Source organism: Pectobacterium atrosepticum, assembly GCF_000740965.1.
In the GTDB taxonomy this organism is placed as follows: Bacteria; Pseudomonadota; Gammaproteobacteria; order Enterobacterales; family Enterobacteriaceae; genus Pectobacterium; species Pectobacterium atrosepticum.
Genome location: NZ_CP009125.1, coordinates 21,791 through 40,219 on the forward strand (window position 1 = coordinate 21,791; position 18,429 = coordinate 40,219).

Consider the following 18,429-nt stretch of genomic DNA (forward strand, 5'->3'; position numbering starts at 1 on the left):
GTAACGGTTGGAATGAAACAGAATTTGCCTGGCGGCGATAGCGCGGTGGTCCCACCTGACCCCATGCCGAACTCAGAAGTGAAACGCCGTAGCGCCGATGGTAGTGTGGGGTCTCCCCATGTGAGAGTAGGGAACTGCCAGGCATCAAACATGTGGAAAGCCCCTGTCGAAAGACGGGGGCTTTTTGCTGTGGGGCATTTGGGGGGCAGAAACTGTTTTCTACCAAACATTACTCCAATTAATTGGTATGAATTGCAGCCAGATCCGCACTATAGACGGCTACTTTGAAGCCATTGATGAATAAAGTTAGCCACCTGCCTTGGTTGATTGATATCAAGCACTGGAAGTATGGTGTCTATCTCTGAATCCGCTGCAATTGCGATGACACATTCATCGATCAAATCATTTAACTCTCTGCCCAACGATTGACGAAATAAGGCTATTTTAGCGATCTTTTCGTGTTTAAAACCCTCAACCAGCACCAGATCGAGAGTTGATGCATCCATTTTCTCAGCCAGATCGTAAAGATCGGGTTCTTCTTGCTCTGGAGTCTCAGTCATCAACGCCCACCTTTGGCTGCTGGCAACAATGGTTTGTGCCGCACCTGCCTTACGTAACTCATAGCTATCTTTACCTGGTGTATCAATATCCATCTGATGATGCGTATGTTTGATTAATCCGATTCGGATACCCTGATTAGCCAGAAGAGGGATGACGTGCTTAAGTAACGTTGTTTTACCTGTACCGCTGTAGGCGACAATAGCGAGCAAGGGTAAATGATTAGAATTCACGGTGATGATCCTCCCAGTTGGATAGATCCTCAGGCGAATTCAAATTGTGAAAGGCTTCAGGCTGATCGTTGAATGAAACAGGTTTTGCTCCGACTTGTTCCATAAATAGCATTAACTTACGGTTTCCGAGATGCAGATAAGCTTCCAGCCGTTCAATAAGGTTTTTATTGATTAAGAGTAATGTGGGATGTGGACGTTCTCCGTCTGTGGCATAAACAGCATTTGCTTCCCCCCGTGCTTGCCACAAGCGGCGCACCAAGTCGAGGGGAAAGACTGGGACATCGCAAGGGACGAATACAATCCATTCGGATGTAGATGCATGCAATCCGCTTAGAATACCTGCCAACGGGCCTGGAAAGTTTGCATCAGAGTCACCAATAATCCGGCATCCACTTTGCTCATATATATCCTGATTACGGTTAGCGCTGATTATGATCTCGTCGACCTGTGTTTTAAGCCGAGATAAGACATGCAGATATAGCGGCACCCCGTTCAGTACTATCAGACCTTTATCATGTCCGCCCATGCGTGTTGCACGTCCGCCCGCGAGAATAACGCCTGTAATCATTTTACTTCCCAATTATCTATTCCTACTTTTCTCTGTACCGAAAGCTTGTGAGGGAGAAACCATACGTTATTCTCTAAAAACTTTTACAGAAGACCAAGTTCTTTCCTCATGTGCGCAAGGCTGTTATTTTTATCGCTATAGGCTCAACATTGCTCAAGCTGTTTTCTACTTCTTGAAATTTATTGAGTACAAATCGTTTTTAAGGAGAAAAAAATGAAATGTCATCGCGTTAATGAACTGATTGAACTCTTGCATCCAGCCTGGCAAAAAGAGCCCGATTTAAACCTAGTGCAATTTTTACAAAACCTTGCACAGGAGGCGGGGTTCGAGGGGCAGTTAAATGAACTGACAGATGATATCCTTATTTACCATCTGAAAATGCGTGATTCAGATAAAGAACAAGTCATTCCCGGTCTGAAGAAAGACTATGAGGAAGATTTCAAAACAGCTTTGCTTCGTGCCCGTGGGGTTATTAAAAATTAGTGGAAAGGAATAACACGCTCATGATGCTAACTATTGCACGCGTATATCTTATGTCGCCTCTGACCATTTGTGGCCGCGATGAATAGTTCGGTATTTAATTTCCAGACGCTATTCCCAGATCTGATCGTGGATGCTTTGCTGGATGTTGGGTTGCGCGTTGATTCCGGCCTGACGGCATTAAACAGCTATGAAAACCGGGTATATCAGTTTGCGGATGAAGATCGTAAACGATTCGTAGTGAAATTTTATCGCCCGGAACGGTGGAGCGAGTCACAGATTCAGGAAGAGCATATTTTCGCCCTGCAGTTGGCAGAAGATGAAGTCCCTATTGTCGCCCCCGTCTCGCTTAATGGGCAGACATTGAACGTCTATGAAGGATTTCATTTTGCTGTATTCCCCAGTATAGGGGGGCGGCAGTATGAAATGGATAATGAAGAGCAGCTAGAGTGGGTAGGCCGTTTTCTCGGACGGATTCACCAGACGGGGCAGAAATCGTTATTCACCGAGCGCCCGACGATAGGGGTAAATGAATATCTGCATGAACCTTATCGGCTGTTGGAGACATGTCCGCTAATACCGAAAATACATCGACATAGTTTTTTACAGGCAACCCGTCAACTGATTGATACAGTTGAAACTTATTGGCACAGCGACTGGCGGCCACTGCGTCTACATGGGGATTGTCACCCAGGAAATATTTTGTGGCGTGATGGCCCTCTGTTTGTTGATTTGGATGATGCTCGCAATGGTCCGGCAATACAGGATTTATGGATGCTGCTGCACGGCGACCGTCGTGAACAACGTATTCAATTAGATATCTTATTAGAAGCCTATAGCGAATTTGCGGATTTTCAGGAGAAAGAGCTCGCGCTGATTGAGCCTCTTCGTGCGATGCGGCAGGTTTATTATCTGGCTTGGGTTGCTCGTCGCTGGGAGGATCCTGCTTTTCCGAAAAATTTCCCTTGGATGACGGATGCTGATTTTTGGTTGAAGCAAACGGCAATTTTTATTGGGCAAACTCAGCTGTTACAGGAACCTCCTCTACAGCTAATGCCAATGTACTGAAATTAAATGGAGAGAGTGAAATTTATGAAAAGATTATGGCTTGCGCTGATTGGCGTTGTTCTGGCATTTAGTGCTTCTGCTGCAGAGTTCTCTGACGGTAAGCAATATGTAGAATTAGATAAACCTGCGACTCAAGAGCCTCAGGTTCTTGAGTTTTTCTCTTTCTATTGCCCGCATTGCTATCAGTTTGAGCAGGTTTATCACGTTCCTGATGCAGTAAAGAAAGCGTTACCAGAGGGGACGAAGATGACACGTTATCACGTGGACTTCTTGGGCCCATTGGGTAAAAACCTGACGCAGGCTTGGGCTGTCGCCATGGCGCTGGGCGTAGAAGATAAAATTACTCCGCTGATGTTTGATGCCGTTCAGAAAACACAGACCGTACAAAAACCAGAAGATATTCGGGCAGTCTTTGTTAAAGCGGGTGTGAGCGCGGAAGAGTTTGATGGTGCACTGAATAGCTTTGTCGTGAAATCGCTGGTTGCCCAGCAGGAAAAAGCGGCCGCAGATTTACAATTACGCGGTGTTCCTGCCATGTTCGTTAACGGTAAATATATGATCAAGAATGATGGTCTTGATACCAGTTCAATGGATGGATATGTAAAACAGTACGCTGACGTGGTGAAATTCCTCATTACCAAAAAGTAATCACTTAATAGGCCATGCGGGTTAACCGCATGGCTTTATACCTTCTCGCGGTTCACCCTCTTATCTTATATCTCTCACCACACCACAATATCTATTTATCTTTTTGTTTATATCCACAAATTGGATGACGGTTTACTGAGTCTCTAAAATAAATGGTTTATATTATAACTTCATGAAATTAATGAATATAAAAAACCATATTGAAATAACAGTAAAAATTAGTAATTAAACGGGTAAAACTATGCACAAAGTTATCCACAAGAAGATCTTGCGAGGATCCATGCAAAACCAGCCAATATCTTACGTTAAGGATCGTCTCTTTCCCTGACCTATGGCATGCTTAGCGCTATGACAGACCACAATGATTACGGCAGACTATGGCTCAGATTGCAGAAAATCCTTTAATACTGGTAGACGGTTCATCCTATTTGTATCGTGCTTATCACGCTTTCCCACCGTTAACAAACAGTGCGGGAGAAGCAACCGGTGCAATGTATGGCGTGCTGAATATGCTACGCAGTTTGTTGCTGCAATATCATCCCAGCCACGTTGCCGTTGTTTTTGATGCGAAAGGGAAAACGTTTCGCGACGAACTGTTCGAAAACTATAAGGCTCACCGCCCACCGATGCCGGAGGATCTACGTGAGCAGATAGAGCCTCTGCATAGTATGGTGAAAGCGATGGGGCTGCCGCTTCTGGCTGTTTCCGGCGTAGAAGCAGACGATGTGATTGGTACGCTCGCCGTGCAGGCGGAAAAAGCGGGCAAGTCGGTGCTGATTAGTACTGGCGATAAAGATATGGCACAGCTGGTGACACCGAGCGTGACGCTCATTAATACCATGAACAACACGATTCTTGGCCCTCAGGAGGTATGTGATAAATACGGTATACCTCCCGAGCTAATTATCGATTTCCTCGCGCTGATGGGGGATGCATCGGATAATATTCCCGGTGTACCAGGCGTAGGGGAGAAAACCGCGCAGGCACTATTACAAGGGCTTGGCGGGCTGGATTCGCTCTATGCCAACCTTGATAAAATTGCTGAGCTTTCTTTCCGTGGCGCGAAAACCATGGCACCGAAGCTGGAACAGCATAAAGAAGTGGCCTACCTCTCTTATCAGCTTGCCACCATTAAAACGGATGTCGAGCTTGAACTCAGCTGTGAGCAGCTCACCGTTAACGAGCTGGACGTGGATGAACTGCATCGCCTCTTTTCCCGCTATGAATTTAAACGCTGGTTATCAGATATTGAATCAGGCACTTGGATGCAGGGTAAAAAGAGCAGCCAGCCTGTTCAGACTGTGAGTAATGCGGTGGTTGAGCAGGCGGTTGAAGAAGATAACGCGCCTACACTGTCTGCCGACGGTTATGTCACGATTCTTGATGAAAAAACGCTGTTGGATTGGATTGAGCGTTTAAAACAGGCTGAGGTTTTTGCTTTTGATACGGAAACCGATGGGCTGGATACGCTCACCGCCAATCTGATTGGTCTGTCATTCGCGATTAAGCCAGGTGAAGCGGCCTATTTGCCGTTGGCACATGACTATCTGGATGCGCCTGAGCAGTTGGATCGTGCCCAAGTATTGGCATTATTCAAACCGCTGCTGGAAGATGAGAAACTGCTTAAAATTGGTCAGAATCTCAAGTTTGATAAAGGCGTGATGCAGCGGTATGACATCGATTTACGCGGTATTGCGTTTGATACCATGCTGGAATCTTACGTGCTCGACAGCGTTGCGGGTCGTCACGATATGGACAGTCTGGCCGAGCGCTATCTGAAACACAAAACCACTACCTTTGAAGAGATTGCGGGTAAGGGAAAAAACCAGCTGACGTTTAATCAGATCGCACTGGAACAGGCTGGGCCGTATGCGGCTGAGGATGCAGACGTTACGCTGCATTTGCACCAGACGCTGTGGGGAAAACTCCAGCCGCATGCCGATCTGTGTCAGGTCTTCCAGGCTATCGATATGCCGCTGGTTCCGGTTTTATCCCGAATCGAGCGTACCGGTGTGCTGATCGATCCTGCCATTCTGGCAGAACACTCAAAAGAGCTAACGACGCGTCTGGCGGGGCTGGAAACACAAGCCTATGAGTTGGCTGGCGAAGAGTTCAATCTCGCATCGACCAAACAGCTACAGGGCATTCTTTATGAAAAGCAAAAGCTGCCGATTCTGAAGAAAACGCCAAAAGGTGCACCGTCAACCAATGAGGAAGTGTTGGCTGAACTGGCACTGGATTACCCTCTGCCGAAGTTGATCCTCGAATATCGTGGCTTGGCCAAGCTGAAATCCACGTATACCGATAAGTTGCCGCTGATGATCAATCCGGCGACGAAGCGCGTGCATACGTCTTATCATCAGGCTGTTACTGCTACCGGTCGTTTGTCTTCCAGCGATCCGAATCTGCAAAATATTCCGGTGCGTAACGATGAAGGACGTCGTATTCGTCAAGCATTCATTGCGTCTAAGGGCTACAGCATTGTTGCAGCTGACTACTCGCAAATTGAGCTGCGTATCATGGCGCACTTATCGGGTGATAAAGGGCTGTTGAATGCGTTCGCAAATGGGCTAGATATCCACCGGGCAACGGCGTCAGAAGTGTTTGGTATTGCGCTGGATAAGGTGACATCAGAACAGCGTCGTAGTGCGAAAGCGATCAACTTCGGTCTGATCTACGGCATGAGTGCGTTTGGCTTGTCGCGTCAGTTGAATATTCCCCGTAGCGAATCGCAGAAATACATGAACCTGTATTTTGAGCGTTATCCAGGCGTGCAAGATTACATGGAGCGGACGCGCCAACAGGCGGCGGAGCATGGCTATGTGTCTACATTGGATGGCCGCCGTCTCTACCTGCCCGATATCCATTCTCGTAATGCGATGGCGCGTAAAGGTGCGGAGCGTGCGGCGATTAATGCCCCGATGCAGGGGACAGCAGCTGACATCATCAAGAAAGCGATGATCGCGATTGACGATTGGCTACAGAAAGACACGCCGTTGGTGAAGATGATCATGCAGGTTCACGATGAACTGGTTTTCGAAATCCACGATTCAGTTATTGAAGAATCTATTAGTAAAATCAAGATATTAATGGAAGGATGTATGAAATTGAATGTCCCGTTGCAGGTAGATATCGGTACAGGCATGAACTGGGATCAAGCACATTAATGGCCGATTCTTGCGCTATTTCTGTAATTAAATAACAGTATTGTGTGACCTGGTTTAACTTTGTGTAATCGATAACCATTTTGTATGAAAGTAAACAACAAAAAAGCCTTTGTTCCCGTGAAAAAATAGGGTAGAGTTAAAGACGTAGGGTACAGAGGTAAGATGTTCTATCTTTCAGACCTTTTACTTCACGTAATCGGATTTGGCTGAATATTTAGCCGCCCCGCTCAGTTTTGAGCGGGGCGTTTTTTATGGGTTTTATCCAAGTTTTTTAACCTGAAAACGCCAGTAACTGCCTAACAGATAGTAACGTGTCAGCACGATTTTTGGTGTGAAAAGAACGTCTCTGGTGGGTAATCATCGCGGGAAAGTGGGGGGCGTGATGTGAGTAATGACACCCGTGCATCACGCGAAAGGATTATTCAGCGTCTTGTTCTTCTTCAATGTGTTGCAATGTGCTGAACCAGTTATCCAATTTCTGCTGTAGTTTATCGACGCCGATTTTTTTCAGTGACGAAAATGCCTCGACCTGAATATCACCCATAAATGGCAAAACAGCCTCGCGAACCATATTCAACTGTGCCTTACGTGCGCCTGAAGCTAGTTTATCGGCTTTGGTCAGCAGCACTAAGACTGGAAGCTTGACATCGACTGCCCACAGAATCATTTGCTGATCGAGGTCCTTCAGCGGATGGCGAATATCCATCAGTACAACCAGACCCTTCAGGCTGTTACGCTTTTGCAGGTATTCACCGAGCGCACGTTGCCACTTGATCTTCATTTGCTCCGGCACTTCGGCATAGCCATAGCCGGGAAGGTCAACTAAACGCACGCCTTCGGCCACTTGGAACAGATTGATCAACTGGGTACGGCCCGGTGTCTTACTGGTTCGTGCCAGACTCTTCTGGTTGGTCAGCGTGTTCAGCGCGCTGGATTTTCCGGCGTTAGAACGCCCAGCAAAGGCCACTTCAATACCGTTATCGGTTTCCAGGTGGCGAATATCCGGAGCGCTGATGATAAAACGCGTCATGTGGTAGTTATATTGCTGGGTCACGATCGTTATCTCTATCTGGATCTCTGTCTGGTTGGGGATTATACCTGTAACTGACAATAAAGGCGGCTTTATCTGCCCCAAAGTGCAGCAGACTGATGTGAAAAGAAAAGCTCAGTCGTCTGATATGGGCGCTTTTTTATTACCCAGCTTTCTGCTAGATTCCGCCGCACTTCCCTTATATCTGTGTACCTGAGAACAACATTATGAACCGACCTGTCAAAGGGGTTGCCGATAAGGCAGAAAAATCCAAAGTAAAAAGAAAAACCCGCGAAGAACTGGAGCGTGAAGCGCGTGAGCGGAAAAGAGATAAAAAACATCGTGGTCATTCAGCGGGTAGCCGAACTCAGGAAAAAGCGTCTACCGATCAGAATTCTGGCCAACGTAAAGTAGCCGATCCACGTATCGGCAGTAAAAAGCCTGTACAGCTTGGCGTGTTGGATAGCGCCATCGTTAAACCGAAGCCTAAGTCGAAGCCTTCTGAGCCTGTGGAGAAAGTTGTTGCTGCCAAGCCGACGATGTCACCGGAAGAAGAGCTGGCAATGTTAGAAAATGATACGCGTCTGGATGCATTGCTGGATCGTCTGGATAGTGGCGAAACGCTGAGTGCCAAAGATCAGTCATGGGTTGATGAAACGCTGGACCGTATCGACATCTTGATGGAAGAACTTGGAATCGAGCTGGGTGATGATGACGAAGAAGAGCAACAGGAAGACATGTTGCAGCTTTTAAAACGTAATAACCCGAAAGACGCGCTCTAATCAATGAAATGGCTGTTTCTGCTCCTGATATTGCTGGTTACGTTTTATCTGCTCTGTCTGTTCAGTAAACTATGGCTATTGTCGAAGCGTAAGCACAGATTGCATCGCGCCCTGTTTAACGGGCGCGTGAATCAAGTTCGACGCCCAAGACAAAAACGCCGGGAGCGTTTTTGAACGTCACAACGTGACGGCCTTTTAGGGCGAGTCTCAGGGATGAGACGAGTAGCAAAACGCCGGGAGCGTTTTTGAACGCCATTTTTTGGTGATCTGAAGGAGGGGAAGGATAACCCACCGAGTAAAAACTGTAAGGAGTGAGCGAATATGTCGATACCGTCCGTTGACTGGGATCTGGCCCTGATTCAAAAATATAACTATTCTGGGCCGCGTTATACGTCTTATCCCACAGCGTTAGAATTCAGTGAAGCTTATGATGAGCCCGCGTTTCAGCATGCCATCGCCCGTTACCCACAGCGACCGCTGTCGCTGTATATCCACATCCCTTTTTGCCATCGGCTGTGCTATTTCTGCGGCTGTAATAAGCTGGTTACGCGGCAGCAGCATAAAGCGGATGAATACCTTGATGTGCTTGAGCTGGAAATTCGCCAGCGTGCGCCGCTATTTGCAGGACGAACGGTAACCCAATTGCATTGGGGCGGCGGTACGCCAACCTACCTGAATAAATTACAAATTAGCCGGCTAATGTCGCTGTTGCGCGAGCTGTTCTCTTTTTCTGAGCAGGCTGAGCTGTCGCTTGAAGTCGATCCGCGGGAAATTGAACTGGACGTCCTTGATCATCTGCGTGCTGAAGGGTTTAACCGCCTTAGCATGGGGGTGCAGGATTTTAATAAAGACGTTCAGAAGCTGGTCAATCGTGAGCAGGATGAAGACTTTATTTTTGCCCTCATTGAGCGGGCGAAGGCGCTTGGCTTCACCTCAACCAATATTGATTTGATTTACGGTCTGCCGAAACAAACGCCGGAAAGCTTCGCTTTTACGCTACAGCGCGTTGCTGAATTAAGTCCGCATCGGCTTAGCGTTTTTAACTATGCGCATTTGCCCAGCCTGTTTGCGGCACAGCGCAAGATTAAAGACGCGGATTTGCCGAGTGCGGAGCAAAAGTTGGATATTCTGCAACAGACGATTGGATCGCTGACGCAATCGGGCTACCAGTTTATCGGTATGGATCACTTCGCTCGCCCGGACGATGAGCTGGCGGTGGCCCAGCGGGAAGGGACGCTGCATCGCAATTTCCAGGGCTATACGACGCAGGGCGATAGCGATCTTGTCGGTATGGGCGTTTCAGCGATTAGTATGATCGGTGATAACTATGCCCAGAACCAGAAAGAGCTGAAACAGTATTATGCGCAGGTCAAAGACAAAGGAAATGGCCTGTGGCGTGGGTTACAGCTGACGCGTGATGATTGTCTCCGCCGCGATGTGATTAAGACGCTGATTTGTAATTTCCAACTCAGCTATGCGCCGATTGAAGCGGAATATGCCATCGACTTTAAAACCTACTTTGAGCAGGATTTAGCGTTATTGGCACCGCTGGTGGCTGATGGGCTAGTCGATAGTCAGGAAGACGGGCTGGCTGTAACGCCGAAAGGACGTTTGCTGATCCGCAATATCTGTATGTGTTTTGATGTTTATTTACGTAGCAAGCTTAGAACGCAGCAATTTTCCCGCGTGATTTAACCAAAAAAACAGCCAGTCGATGTTAGTACCGACTGGCTGTTCTCAAACGTTTATACCCGTCATACTTCAAGTTGCAGGTGTGTTGGCTGCGTTCACTCACCCGAATCACTTACCTGAGTAAGCTCATCGGGATTCCTTCTCTTGCTGCCTTCCTGAAACTCGAATTATTTAGGGTATATAGGATCAACTAAAGAAGTTAATCAGTGCAGCACACAAAACGGCGGCAATAGCAGCCTGCGGCGAATGGCTTGCCGCAGAGCCAATTTCAGCGCCATGTGTTGCAACGGAAATCAATGAGTCCAGCATGGTGTTCCTCCCGAATCAGCGACACGATCATACTGCTGACTCGAGGCAAGTAAAGGACAAATTAATGACAATTTCGTGCGCCAGATTGTATTTTTTATCACCAGTTTGTTTGTTAACAATTGGATAATAAAAAAGCAATCTCACTACTCCATTCCCAGCTCTTTTAGTTTACGCGTCAGAGTATTTCTACCCCATCCCAGTAACCTTGCGGCTTCCTGTTTATGTCCCTGCGTATGTCGTAATGCTGTCGTAAGCAGCGTTCTTTCCATTTCTGGTTGTGCTTCCGCCAGCAGGTTTTGATGACCGGAACGCAGCGCACGATCGGCCCATTGTGCTAATAGCGTTGCCCAACTGTCTGGCAAAATATGCACGGTAGAATCGGGCGCAGTGGTCTCGAACAGCTCAGGTGGCAGATCCTGAATCAGCACCTCCTGGCCCGCGGCCATGACCGTCAACCAGCGGCAGGTGTTCTCCAATTGGCGAACGTTGCCAGGCCACGGTAAACGGGTTAGTGCCGTTTCCGCTTCTGGATGCAAATTCTTCGGTTCGACACCCAACTCTTTGGCCGTGGCCTGCAAGAAATAACGCGCCAGACGGGGGATATCTTCCCGACGCTCACGCAGCGGCGGCAGATGAACGCGGATCACGTTCAGGCGGTGAAACAGGTCATCACGGAATTTACCTTCCTGCACGCGCTGTTCAAGGTTTTGGTGTGTTGCCGCGATAATGCGGACATCCACCTTCACCGCGGCATAGCCGCCAACGCGATAAAACTGCCCGTCGGCCAATACGCGCAACAGACGTGTTTGCACGTCTAGCGGCATGTCGCCGATTTCATCCAGAAACAGCGTACCACCATCGGCCTGTTCAAAGCGGCCCTGACGAATTTGGTTTGCGCCCGTAAATGCGCCTTTCTCATGACCAAACAATTCTGATTCGATCAGGTCTTTAGGAATTGCTGCCATATTCAGGGCGATAAAAGGGGCTTTGGTGCGCGGACTGTGACGATGCAGGGCATGCGCCACCAGTTCTTTACCCGTTCCCGATTCGCCGTTAATCAGTACACTGATCGATGAGCGAGACAGGCGGCCAATGATGCGAAAGACATCCTGCATCGCAGGTGCTTCGCCGATAATGTCCGTTGTCGGGCCATTGATCGGCTGGTTGCGTACCGGCTGTTGCTGTTCCAGATAATGGCTGATCGCGCGCTCAGCCAGCGCGACAGCTTCATCAATATCAAACGGTTTCGGCAAATAGTCGAACGCGCCCTGTTGATAAGCACTGACGGCGGCATCCAGATCGGAATGTGCCGTCATAATGATGACCGGGAGCATCGGGTGGCGCTGTTTGATTTGCTGTAAGAGCGCCAATCCATCCATCCCTGGCATGCGGATGTCGGACAGCAGAACGTCAGGCGTTTGTGTCGCCAGCGCATGCAGTACCTGATTTCCGTTCTCAAACGTTGCGCAGGTTAAACCCGCACCAGCAAGCGCGCGCTCAAGCACCCAACGGATGGAGCTATCGTCATCGACAATCCAGACTATCCCTCGTTGCATTGTGAACCTCACTGGCGAATAGGCAGGTAAACCGAGAATTCGGTGTGTCCTGGCCAACTGTTAAATTCAATTTTACCGGAGTGCTGGTCGATAAGACTGCGGGCGATGGAAAGCCCTAAACCGGTTCCCCCTTCGCGTCCGCTCACCATCGGGTAAAACAGTGTGTCCTGTAGTTGAGCAGGTACGCCGGGGCCATCATCTTCCACGTCAATACGTGCGGCGAGACGGTAGCGCACGCCGTGTAAAGTGAGCTGAAAAGCCGTGCGGGTACGTATCGTAATCGTCCCGCCTTCCTCGCCCAGCGCCTGTAGCGCATTGCGGGTAATATTCAGCAAAACCTGTTCAATCTGGTCGGGGTCGTGCGTCAACTCTGGCAGGCTGGGGTCATAATCTTTTACCAGCGTCACGTTATTTGGCTTTTCCAGCGAGACAAGTTGGCAAACGCGTTCGGCGACCTGATGGATGCTTTGGGTGACGTGCAGGCCAGGCTGCTGTGGCCCGAGCAGGCGATCAACCAGATTACGCAGGCGATCCGCCTGTTCGATGATGACCTTGGTATATTCCGTCAATGCTGGGTCGGGCAATGCCTTGGCAAGTAACTGTGCAGCACCGCGCAACCCGCCAAGCGGATTTTTTATCTCATGCGCCAGGCCTCGGACCAAATCACGGGCGGCCTGCTGCTGCGCATGTTGAAGCTGCTCCTGACTGAGACGGCGCTGATTATCCATCGGCGCCATCTCCAGTAAAATAAAATCGTTCTGTACCCGCTGAGCGGTGAGCGACATGATGTGCGCTTTGCCATCCACGACGAGCGTGACTTCGTTATCCGTAAAACCTTGCCCTGAATCCAGACTTTCACGCAGTAAATCGATATTCAGAGAAAAATATCCCAGCAAGTCTGGCAGCGGTGTGCCGGATAATTTACGCGAGCTTTGTGCCAGTAATTGCTGTGCTGCCGGGTTGGAATAGTGAATCGCTAGATCGTTATCCAGCAATAAGATGCTGTTTATCAGAGAATTTAGGATCTGCCCAGCATCGGGCAGCGTGCCTGTTGCCATAATGCAGACTCCCGCACCAGCATGGTGCATTGTAGTGTGGATGATGAATGTTACGTCGCAGCGGCCAATGCCGGTGGTGAAAAAAGCCCATCCAAAGATGGGCTGAGGCGTTTCCACGGCAACAAGAACAAACTTCTTAGTATTCTGTTGTTTATCGGCGATGGCCGGGTATCAGCACACCCAACCACACCGAGGTATACCCGTCATACTTCAAGCTGCTTGTGCGTTGGCTTCTCTTACTCACCCCAGTCACTTACTTGTGTAAGCTTCTGGGGATTCGTGCGGTTGCCGCCTTCACGCAACTCGAATTATTTAGGGTATAAATAAGATGCTTTCGTTATTACACGCTGTAGTACAGTTCGAACTCAACTGGGTGTGGCGTCATACGAACGCGGTCAATCTCAGGTTTACGCAGTTCGATATACGCTTCGATAGCGTCGTCGGTGAACACGCCACCACGGGTCAGGAACTCGCGGTCTTCGTTCAGTGCAGCCAGGGCCTCGTCCAGAGAACCTGCAACTTTTGGAATCTCTGCTTCTTCTTCCGGCGGCAGGTCGTACAGGTTTTTGTCCATCGCATCGCCAGGGTGGATTTTGTTGATGATGCCGTCGAGGCCAGCCATCAGCAGTGCAGCGAAGCACAGGTACGGGTTAGCTGCTGGGTCTGGGAAGCGCGCTTCGATACGACGTGCTTTCGGGCTAGCAACCACTGGGATACGGATTGAAGCAGAACGGTTACGGGCAGAGTAAGCCAGCATAACAGGTGCTTCGTAGCCTGGGACCAGACGCTTGTAGGAGTTGGTGGTTGGGTTCGCCAGGGCGTTGATGGCTTTAGCGTGCTTGATAACACCGCCGATGTAGAACAGAGCCATTTCAGACAGGCCGCCGTATTTGTCGCCAGCGAACAGGTTAGTGCCGTCTTTAGACAGAGACATGTGGCAGTGCATACCAGAACCGTTATCACCGAACATGGGTTTTGGCATGAAGGTCGCTGTTTTACCGTAGGCGTGAGCCACGTTATGCACGACATATTTGTAGATCTGAATTTCGTCAGCTTTTTTGGTCATGGTGTTGAAGCGGGTAGCCACTTCGTTCTGACCAGCGGTAGCCACTTCGTGGTGGTGAGCTTCAACAACCAGACCCATTTGCTCCATGGTCAGACACATAGCAGAACGGATGTCCTGTGATGAATCGACAGGTGGAACTGGGAAATAGCCGCCTTTCAGGCCTGGACGGTGACCTTTGTTACCACCTTCGTATGCTTTACCGGAGTTCCAGTAGGCTTCGACATCGTCGATAGCAACATGGGAACCGGAAGTGCTGCTGCCGAAACGGATGTCATCAAACAGGAAGAATTCTGGCTCAGGCCCGAACAGGACGGTGTCGGCGATACCGGAAGAACGCAGGAAATCTTCCGCACGTTTCGCGATAGAACGCGGGTCACGGTCATAGCCTTGCATGGTGCCTGGCTCAAGGATGTCACAACGAATGATCAGCGTGGTATCTTCGAAGAACGGATCAATCATCGCGGTGCTGGCATCTGGCATCAGAACCATGTCTGACTCGTTAATACCTTTCCAGCCGCCAATCGAGGAACCATCAAACATTTTACCTTCTTCGAAGAAGTCGGCATTGACTTGATGAGCCGGAATGGTGACGTGCTGCTCTTTACCTTTAGTATCCGTGAAGCGTAAATCAACAAACTTCACTTCGTGCTCATTCAGCATCGTCAAAACATGTTCTGCGGACATACTTGGTTCTCCCGATTGGTCATTTATCGTCGTGGAACGAATATCGTTGTGGATTGATGTTGTTGCCGTGAGTAGACTAAAGCTAAAAGTGTGCCAACTTTTTAAATTCGTGCAATGTGTTGCCCCTTGGGGCTTTCTCACGGAAACCCACTGCACCATTATAGTCTAAAGCACCAAGTTGGTGCTTCGTATGTGAATTATTGCACTTATTTGGTGCATTCATGTTCGCTTGTAGCGCTTTTGCACCGTGAAAGGGATCACAAAGCAGGCAGCTCTAGGTTGTTTATCATAGATGCTTGTGATCTTGTTTAGTCCCTCGATTAATACGTGTACAATAGCGCGCTATTTCTAAATGCCTGAGGCAAAGCTGTGATCGAAAATTTGCGTAACATCGCCATTATTGCGCACGTTGACCATGGGAAAACCACCCTGGTTGACAAGCTGTTGCAACAATCCGGAACGTTCGGTGAACGTGTCGAAGCAACTGAGCGTGTGATGGACTCCAACGATTTGGAGAAAGAGCGTGGAATTACTATCCTCGCAAAAAATACCGCCATTAATTGGAAAGACTACCGTATTAACATCGTAGATACCCCGGGACACGCCGACTTCGGCGGCGAGGTTGAGCGTGTTATGTCGATGGTTGACTCGGTACTGCTGGTTGTTGATGCGATGGATGGCCCTATGCCGCAAACTCGTTTCGTGACCAAAAAAGCGTTTGCCAACGGTCTGAAACCTATTGTGGTTATCAACAAAGTTGACCGTCCTGGTGCGCGTCCTGACTGGGTTGTCGATCAGGTATTCGACCTGTTCGTGAACCTGGATGCGACTGACGAGCAACTGGATTTCCCGATCATTTATGCTTCTGCGCTGAATGGTATCGCGGGTCTCGACCATAACGACATGGCGGAAGATATGACTCCGCTGTATCAAGCTATTGTCGATCACGTTTCTCCGCCTCTGGTTGAGATGGATGCGCCGTTCCAGATGCAGATCTCTCAGCTGGACTACAACAACTATGTTGGCGTTATCGGTATCGGCCGTATCAAGCGCGGTAAAGTTAAGCCTAACCAACAAGTTACTATTGTTGATAGCGAAGGCAAAACCCGTAACGGTAAAGTCGGTAAAGTTCTGACTCACCTGGGTCTGGAGCGTATCGACGCTACCGAAGCGGAAGCAGGCGATATCATCGCGATTACCGGTTTGGGCGAGCTGAACATTTCCGACACCATCTGCGATCCGCAGAATGTCGAAGCGCTGCCAGCACTGAGCGTGGATGAACCTACCGTTACCATGTTCTTCAACGTCAATACCTCACCATTCTGTGGTAAAGAAGGTAAGTATGTGACGTCGCGCCAGATTCTGGAGCGTCTGAACAAAGAGCTGGTGCACAACGTTGCCCTGCGTGTTGACGAAACCGAAGACGCTGATGCGTTCCGTGTTTCTGGCCGTGGTGAATTGCACCTGTCAGTTCTGATCGAAAACATGCGTCGTGAAGGCTTTGAACTGGCCGTATCTCGTCCAAAGGTTATTAACCGTGTTATTGACGGTCGTAACCAAGAGCCGTTTGAAAACGTTACGCTGGACATCGAAGAACAGCACCAGGGTTCAGTCATGCAAGCCATGGGTGAGCGTAAAGGTGATGTGAAAGACATGATCCCAGATGGCAAGGGTCGTATCCGTCTGGATTACCTGATCCCTGCTCGTGGTCTGATCGGTTTCCGTACCGAATTCATGACCATGACGTCTGGTACTGGTCTGCTGTACTCCACTTTCAGTCACTACGATGACGTGCGTCAGGGTGAAATCGGTCAACGTCAGAACGGCGTGCTGGTCTCTAACGGTCAGGGTAAAGCAGTCGCGTTTGCGCTGTTCAGCCTGCAAGATCGCGGTAAGCTGTTCCTCGGACACGGTGCAGAAGTGTATGAAGGCCAGATCATCGGTATTCACTCACGTTCTAACGATCTGACCGTAAACTGTCTGACCGGTAAGAAACTGACCAACATGCGTGCATCAGGTACTGATGAAGCAACCACGCTGGTTCCGGCTATCAAAATGTCTCTGGAACAAGCGCTAGAGTTCATTGATGATGACGAATTGGTTGAAGTTACGCCGCAGTCTGTTCGTATTCGTAAGCGTCATCTGACCGAAAACGATCGTAAGCGCGCGAGCCGCGGCAGCAAAGACGTCTAATTTCAGACTGATTTGTATTGTCACGCAACAGGGCACCTTCGGGTGCCCTGAATTTTATGCGCTTTCTTCCACTTTAACCTTTCCTTATATTTCCTCCCTGTTCAGTTTCGCCATTTCCCGCTACAGTGAAAATCCTACGATTACGTCAGGAGGTGGCTGCCATGCTGTATATCTTTGATTTGGGTAATGTTGTCATTGATATTGATTTCAAAAGAGTATTGGGCGTCTGGAGTAATCTGAGCAGCGCGCCGCTCGCGACGCTGCAAGAGCGCTTTGTCATGGGCGAAGCGTTTGAACAGCATGAACGGGGCGAAATCAGCGATGAAGAGTTTGCCACCAGACTGTGTCAGGAAATGGGCATCGCCCTGAGCTTCGAGCAATTCACCGCTGGCTGGCAGGCTATTTTTGTCGCGTTGCGCCCTGAAGTTATCGACATCATGCAGCGTCTGCGTCAGGAAGGGCACCGCGTGGTGATTTTGTCGAATACCAATCGCCTCCACTGTTCACACTGGCCTGCGTTATTCCCAGAGGTGGCGACGGCTGCCGACAGACTCTATTTGTCGCAAGATATTGGATTACGTAAGCCGGAATTGGCGATTTATCAATATGTCCTGACGCAAGAAGGCGTTACGCCAGCACAAGCCGTGTTTTTTGATGATAATTCCGCGAACGTCGACGCCGCACAGAGCCTAGGCATTCACAGCATTCTGGTGACCGATCGTCAGGTGGTAACGGACTTTTTTGCTATGCAGGCAACAACGGCCAAAGCATGATTTATATCGCAGGGGCGGACATAGTCCCTATTGGGAATGAGAACATCAGGAGTAGCTGGGTTTTATGATTGCGCTAATTCAGCGGGTTTCCAGTGCCAGCGTTACGGTAGAAGGCAATATCATTGGGGAAATCGATAAGGGTTTGCTGATCTTGCTGGGCGTTGAGCAAGGCGATGACGAACAAAAAGCCACGCGACTTTGCGAACGTGTGTTGGGCTACCGGATATTCGCTGACGATGACGGGAAAATGAACCTCAATGTGCGTCAGGCTGGCGGTAATGTGCTGGTGGTTTCTCAATTTACGCTAGTGGCTGATACGCAGCGTGGCATGCGACCTGGGTTTTCCCGTGGAGCGCATCCCTCAGAGGCCGATCGTCTCTATCAGTATTTTGTCGAGCAGTGTCGTGAGCAAGGTGTTCACACGGAAACGGGGCAATTTGCCGCGGATATGAAAGTGGCATTGGTGAATGATGGCCCTGTGACGTTTTGGCTGCAAACATAATGTTGGCTACAACCGTATTGTAAAAAGCGTAATTGTCGTTGCCGTTCCGTGTATAAGTTTGT

At 49.2% G+C, this 18,429-nt stretch carries 17 protein-coding genes and 1 rRNA gene; 11 read left to right on the plus strand and 7 right to left on the minus strand.

Translation table 11 applies throughout. From position 1 onward, the window contains the following. The first annotated feature begins 27 nt into the window (after positions 1 to 27). Positions 28 to 143 (plus strand): 5S ribosomal RNA (rrf, locus tag GZ59_RS00095). 126 nt (positions 144 to 269) lie between these two features. Here rrf and mobB read toward each other — a convergent pair. Continuing rightward, complete coding sequence (mobB, locus tag GZ59_RS00100; RefSeq protein WP_039289282.1) at positions 270 to 791, minus strand: molybdopterin-guanine dinucleotide biosynthesis protein MobB; 522 nt, start codon at positions 789 to 791, stop codon at positions 270 to 272. Further along, complete coding sequence (mobA, locus tag GZ59_RS00105) at positions 781 to 1,359, minus strand: molybdenum cofactor guanylyltransferase MobA (protein ID WP_039289284.1); 579 nt, start codon at positions 1,357 to 1,359, stop codon at positions 781 to 783. Before mobA ends, mobB begins: the two co-directional genes overlap by 11 nt. A gap of 213 nt (positions 1,360 to 1,572) precedes the next feature. Here mobA and GZ59_RS00110 point away from each other — a divergent pair, with 213 nt between their 5' ends. The 5 genes from GZ59_RS00110 (at position 1,573) to spfP (ending at position 6,932) form a co-directional block, all read left to right on the plus strand. Next, the gene (locus GZ59_RS00110; protein ID WP_039289286.1) at positions 1,573 to 1,842 is read left to right on the plus strand and encodes a YihD family protein; all 270 of its coding nucleotides are present in this window, start codon (positions 1,573 to 1,575) and stop codon (positions 1,840 to 1,842) included. Between the two features lie 78 nt (positions 1,843 to 1,920). Then, on the plus strand, positions 1,921 to 2,907 hold the full coding sequence (locus GZ59_RS00115) for a serine/threonine protein kinase (RefSeq protein ID WP_039289288.1): 987 nt from the start codon (positions 1,921 to 1,923) through the stop codon (positions 2,905 to 2,907). Positions 2,908 to 2,931: 24 nt separating this feature from the next. Then, the gene (dsbA, locus tag GZ59_RS00120; RefSeq protein WP_011091669.1) at positions 2,932 to 3,555 is read left to right on the plus strand and encodes a thiol:disulfide interchange protein DsbA; all 624 of its coding nucleotides are present in this window, start codon (positions 2,932 to 2,934) and stop codon (positions 3,553 to 3,555) included. 377 nt (positions 3,556 to 3,932) lie between these two features. Continuing rightward, positions 3,933 to 6,722, plus strand: a complete 2,790-nt coding sequence (polA, locus tag GZ59_RS00125; RefSeq protein WP_039289290.1) for a DNA polymerase I — start codon at positions 3,933 to 3,935, stop codon at positions 6,720 to 6,722. Between the two features lie 162 nt (positions 6,723 to 6,884). Continuing rightward, complete coding sequence (spfP, locus tag GZ59_RS24115) at positions 6,885 to 6,932, plus strand: small protein SpfP (RefSeq protein ID WP_071892919.1); 48 nt, start codon at positions 6,885 to 6,887, stop codon at positions 6,930 to 6,932. Positions 6,933 to 7,140: 208 nt separating this feature from the next. Here the strand turns inward: spfP and yihA are convergent, their stop codons facing one another. Then, positions 7,141 to 7,779, minus strand: a complete 639-nt coding sequence (gene yihA, locus GZ59_RS00130; protein WP_086935233.1) for a ribosome biogenesis GTP-binding protein YihA/YsxC — start codon at positions 7,777 to 7,779, stop codon at positions 7,141 to 7,143. A 200-nt stretch (positions 7,780 to 7,979) separates the two neighbouring features. On the opposite strand from yihA, the gene yihI reads away from it, so the two are divergent. Next, positions 7,980 to 8,534 (plus strand): Der GTPase-activating protein YihI, encoded by a 555-nt coding sequence (gene yihI / locus GZ59_RS00135; RefSeq protein WP_011091672.1) that lies wholly within the window; start codon positions 7,980 to 7,982, stop codon positions 8,532 to 8,534. 321 nt (positions 8,535 to 8,855) lie between these two features. Further along, positions 8,856 to 10,229, plus strand: a complete 1,374-nt coding sequence (gene hemN, locus GZ59_RS00140) for an oxygen-independent coproporphyrinogen III oxidase (RefSeq protein WP_039289293.1) — start codon at positions 8,856 to 8,858, stop codon at positions 10,227 to 10,229. Positions 10,230 to 10,412: 183 nt separating this feature from the next. On the opposite strand, the gene GZ59_RS23360 is transcribed toward hemN, so the two are convergent. The 4 genes from GZ59_RS23360 to glnA form a co-directional block, all read right to left on the minus strand. Continuing rightward, positions 10,413 to 10,535: a YshB family small membrane protein gene (locus GZ59_RS23360; RefSeq protein WP_015842303.1), complete on the minus strand. Its 123-nt coding sequence runs from the start codon at positions 10,533 to 10,535 to the stop codon at positions 10,413 to 10,415. Between the two features lie 143 nt (positions 10,536 to 10,678). Then, entirely contained in the window at positions 10,679 to 12,091 is a 1,413-nt protein-coding gene (gene glnG, locus GZ59_RS00145; protein WP_011091674.1) for a nitrogen regulation protein NR(I), read from the minus strand. Between the two features lie 8 nt (positions 12,092 to 12,099). Beyond that, positions 12,100 to 13,149 carry a nitrogen regulation protein NR(II) gene (gene glnL / locus GZ59_RS00150; protein ID WP_039289296.1) on the minus strand — a complete coding sequence of 350 codons (1,050 nt, stop codon included), beginning with the start codon at positions 13,147 to 13,149 and terminating at the stop codon, positions 12,100 to 12,102. A gap of 340 nt (positions 13,150 to 13,489) precedes the next feature. Further along, the gene (glnA, locus tag GZ59_RS00155; protein ID WP_011091675.1) at positions 13,490 to 14,899 is read right to left on the minus strand and encodes a glutamate--ammonia ligase; all 1,410 of its coding nucleotides are present in this window, start codon (positions 14,897 to 14,899) and stop codon (positions 13,490 to 13,492) included. 369 nt (positions 14,900 to 15,268) lie between these two features. Here glnA and typA point away from each other — a divergent pair, with 369 nt between their 5' ends. The 3 genes from typA (at position 15,269) to dtd (ending at position 18,367) form a co-directional block, all read left to right on the plus strand. Beyond that, on the plus strand, positions 15,269 to 17,092 hold the full coding sequence (gene typA / locus GZ59_RS00160; protein ID WP_011091676.1) for a ribosome-dependent GTPase TypA: 1,824 nt from the start codon (positions 15,269 to 15,271) through the stop codon (positions 17,090 to 17,092). A gap of 161 nt (positions 17,093 to 17,253) precedes the next feature. Beyond that, positions 17,254 to 17,865, plus strand: a complete 612-nt coding sequence (gene yihX, locus GZ59_RS00165; RefSeq protein ID WP_039289299.1) for a glucose-1-phosphatase — start codon at positions 17,254 to 17,256, stop codon at positions 17,863 to 17,865. 64 nt (positions 17,866 to 17,929) lie between these two features. Continuing rightward, a complete protein-coding gene (gene dtd, locus GZ59_RS00170) occupies positions 17,930 to 18,367 on the plus strand; it encodes a D-aminoacyl-tRNA deacylase (RefSeq protein ID WP_039289301.1) in 438 nt (145 codons plus the stop codon). Positions 18,368 to 18,429 lie beyond the last annotated feature (62 nt).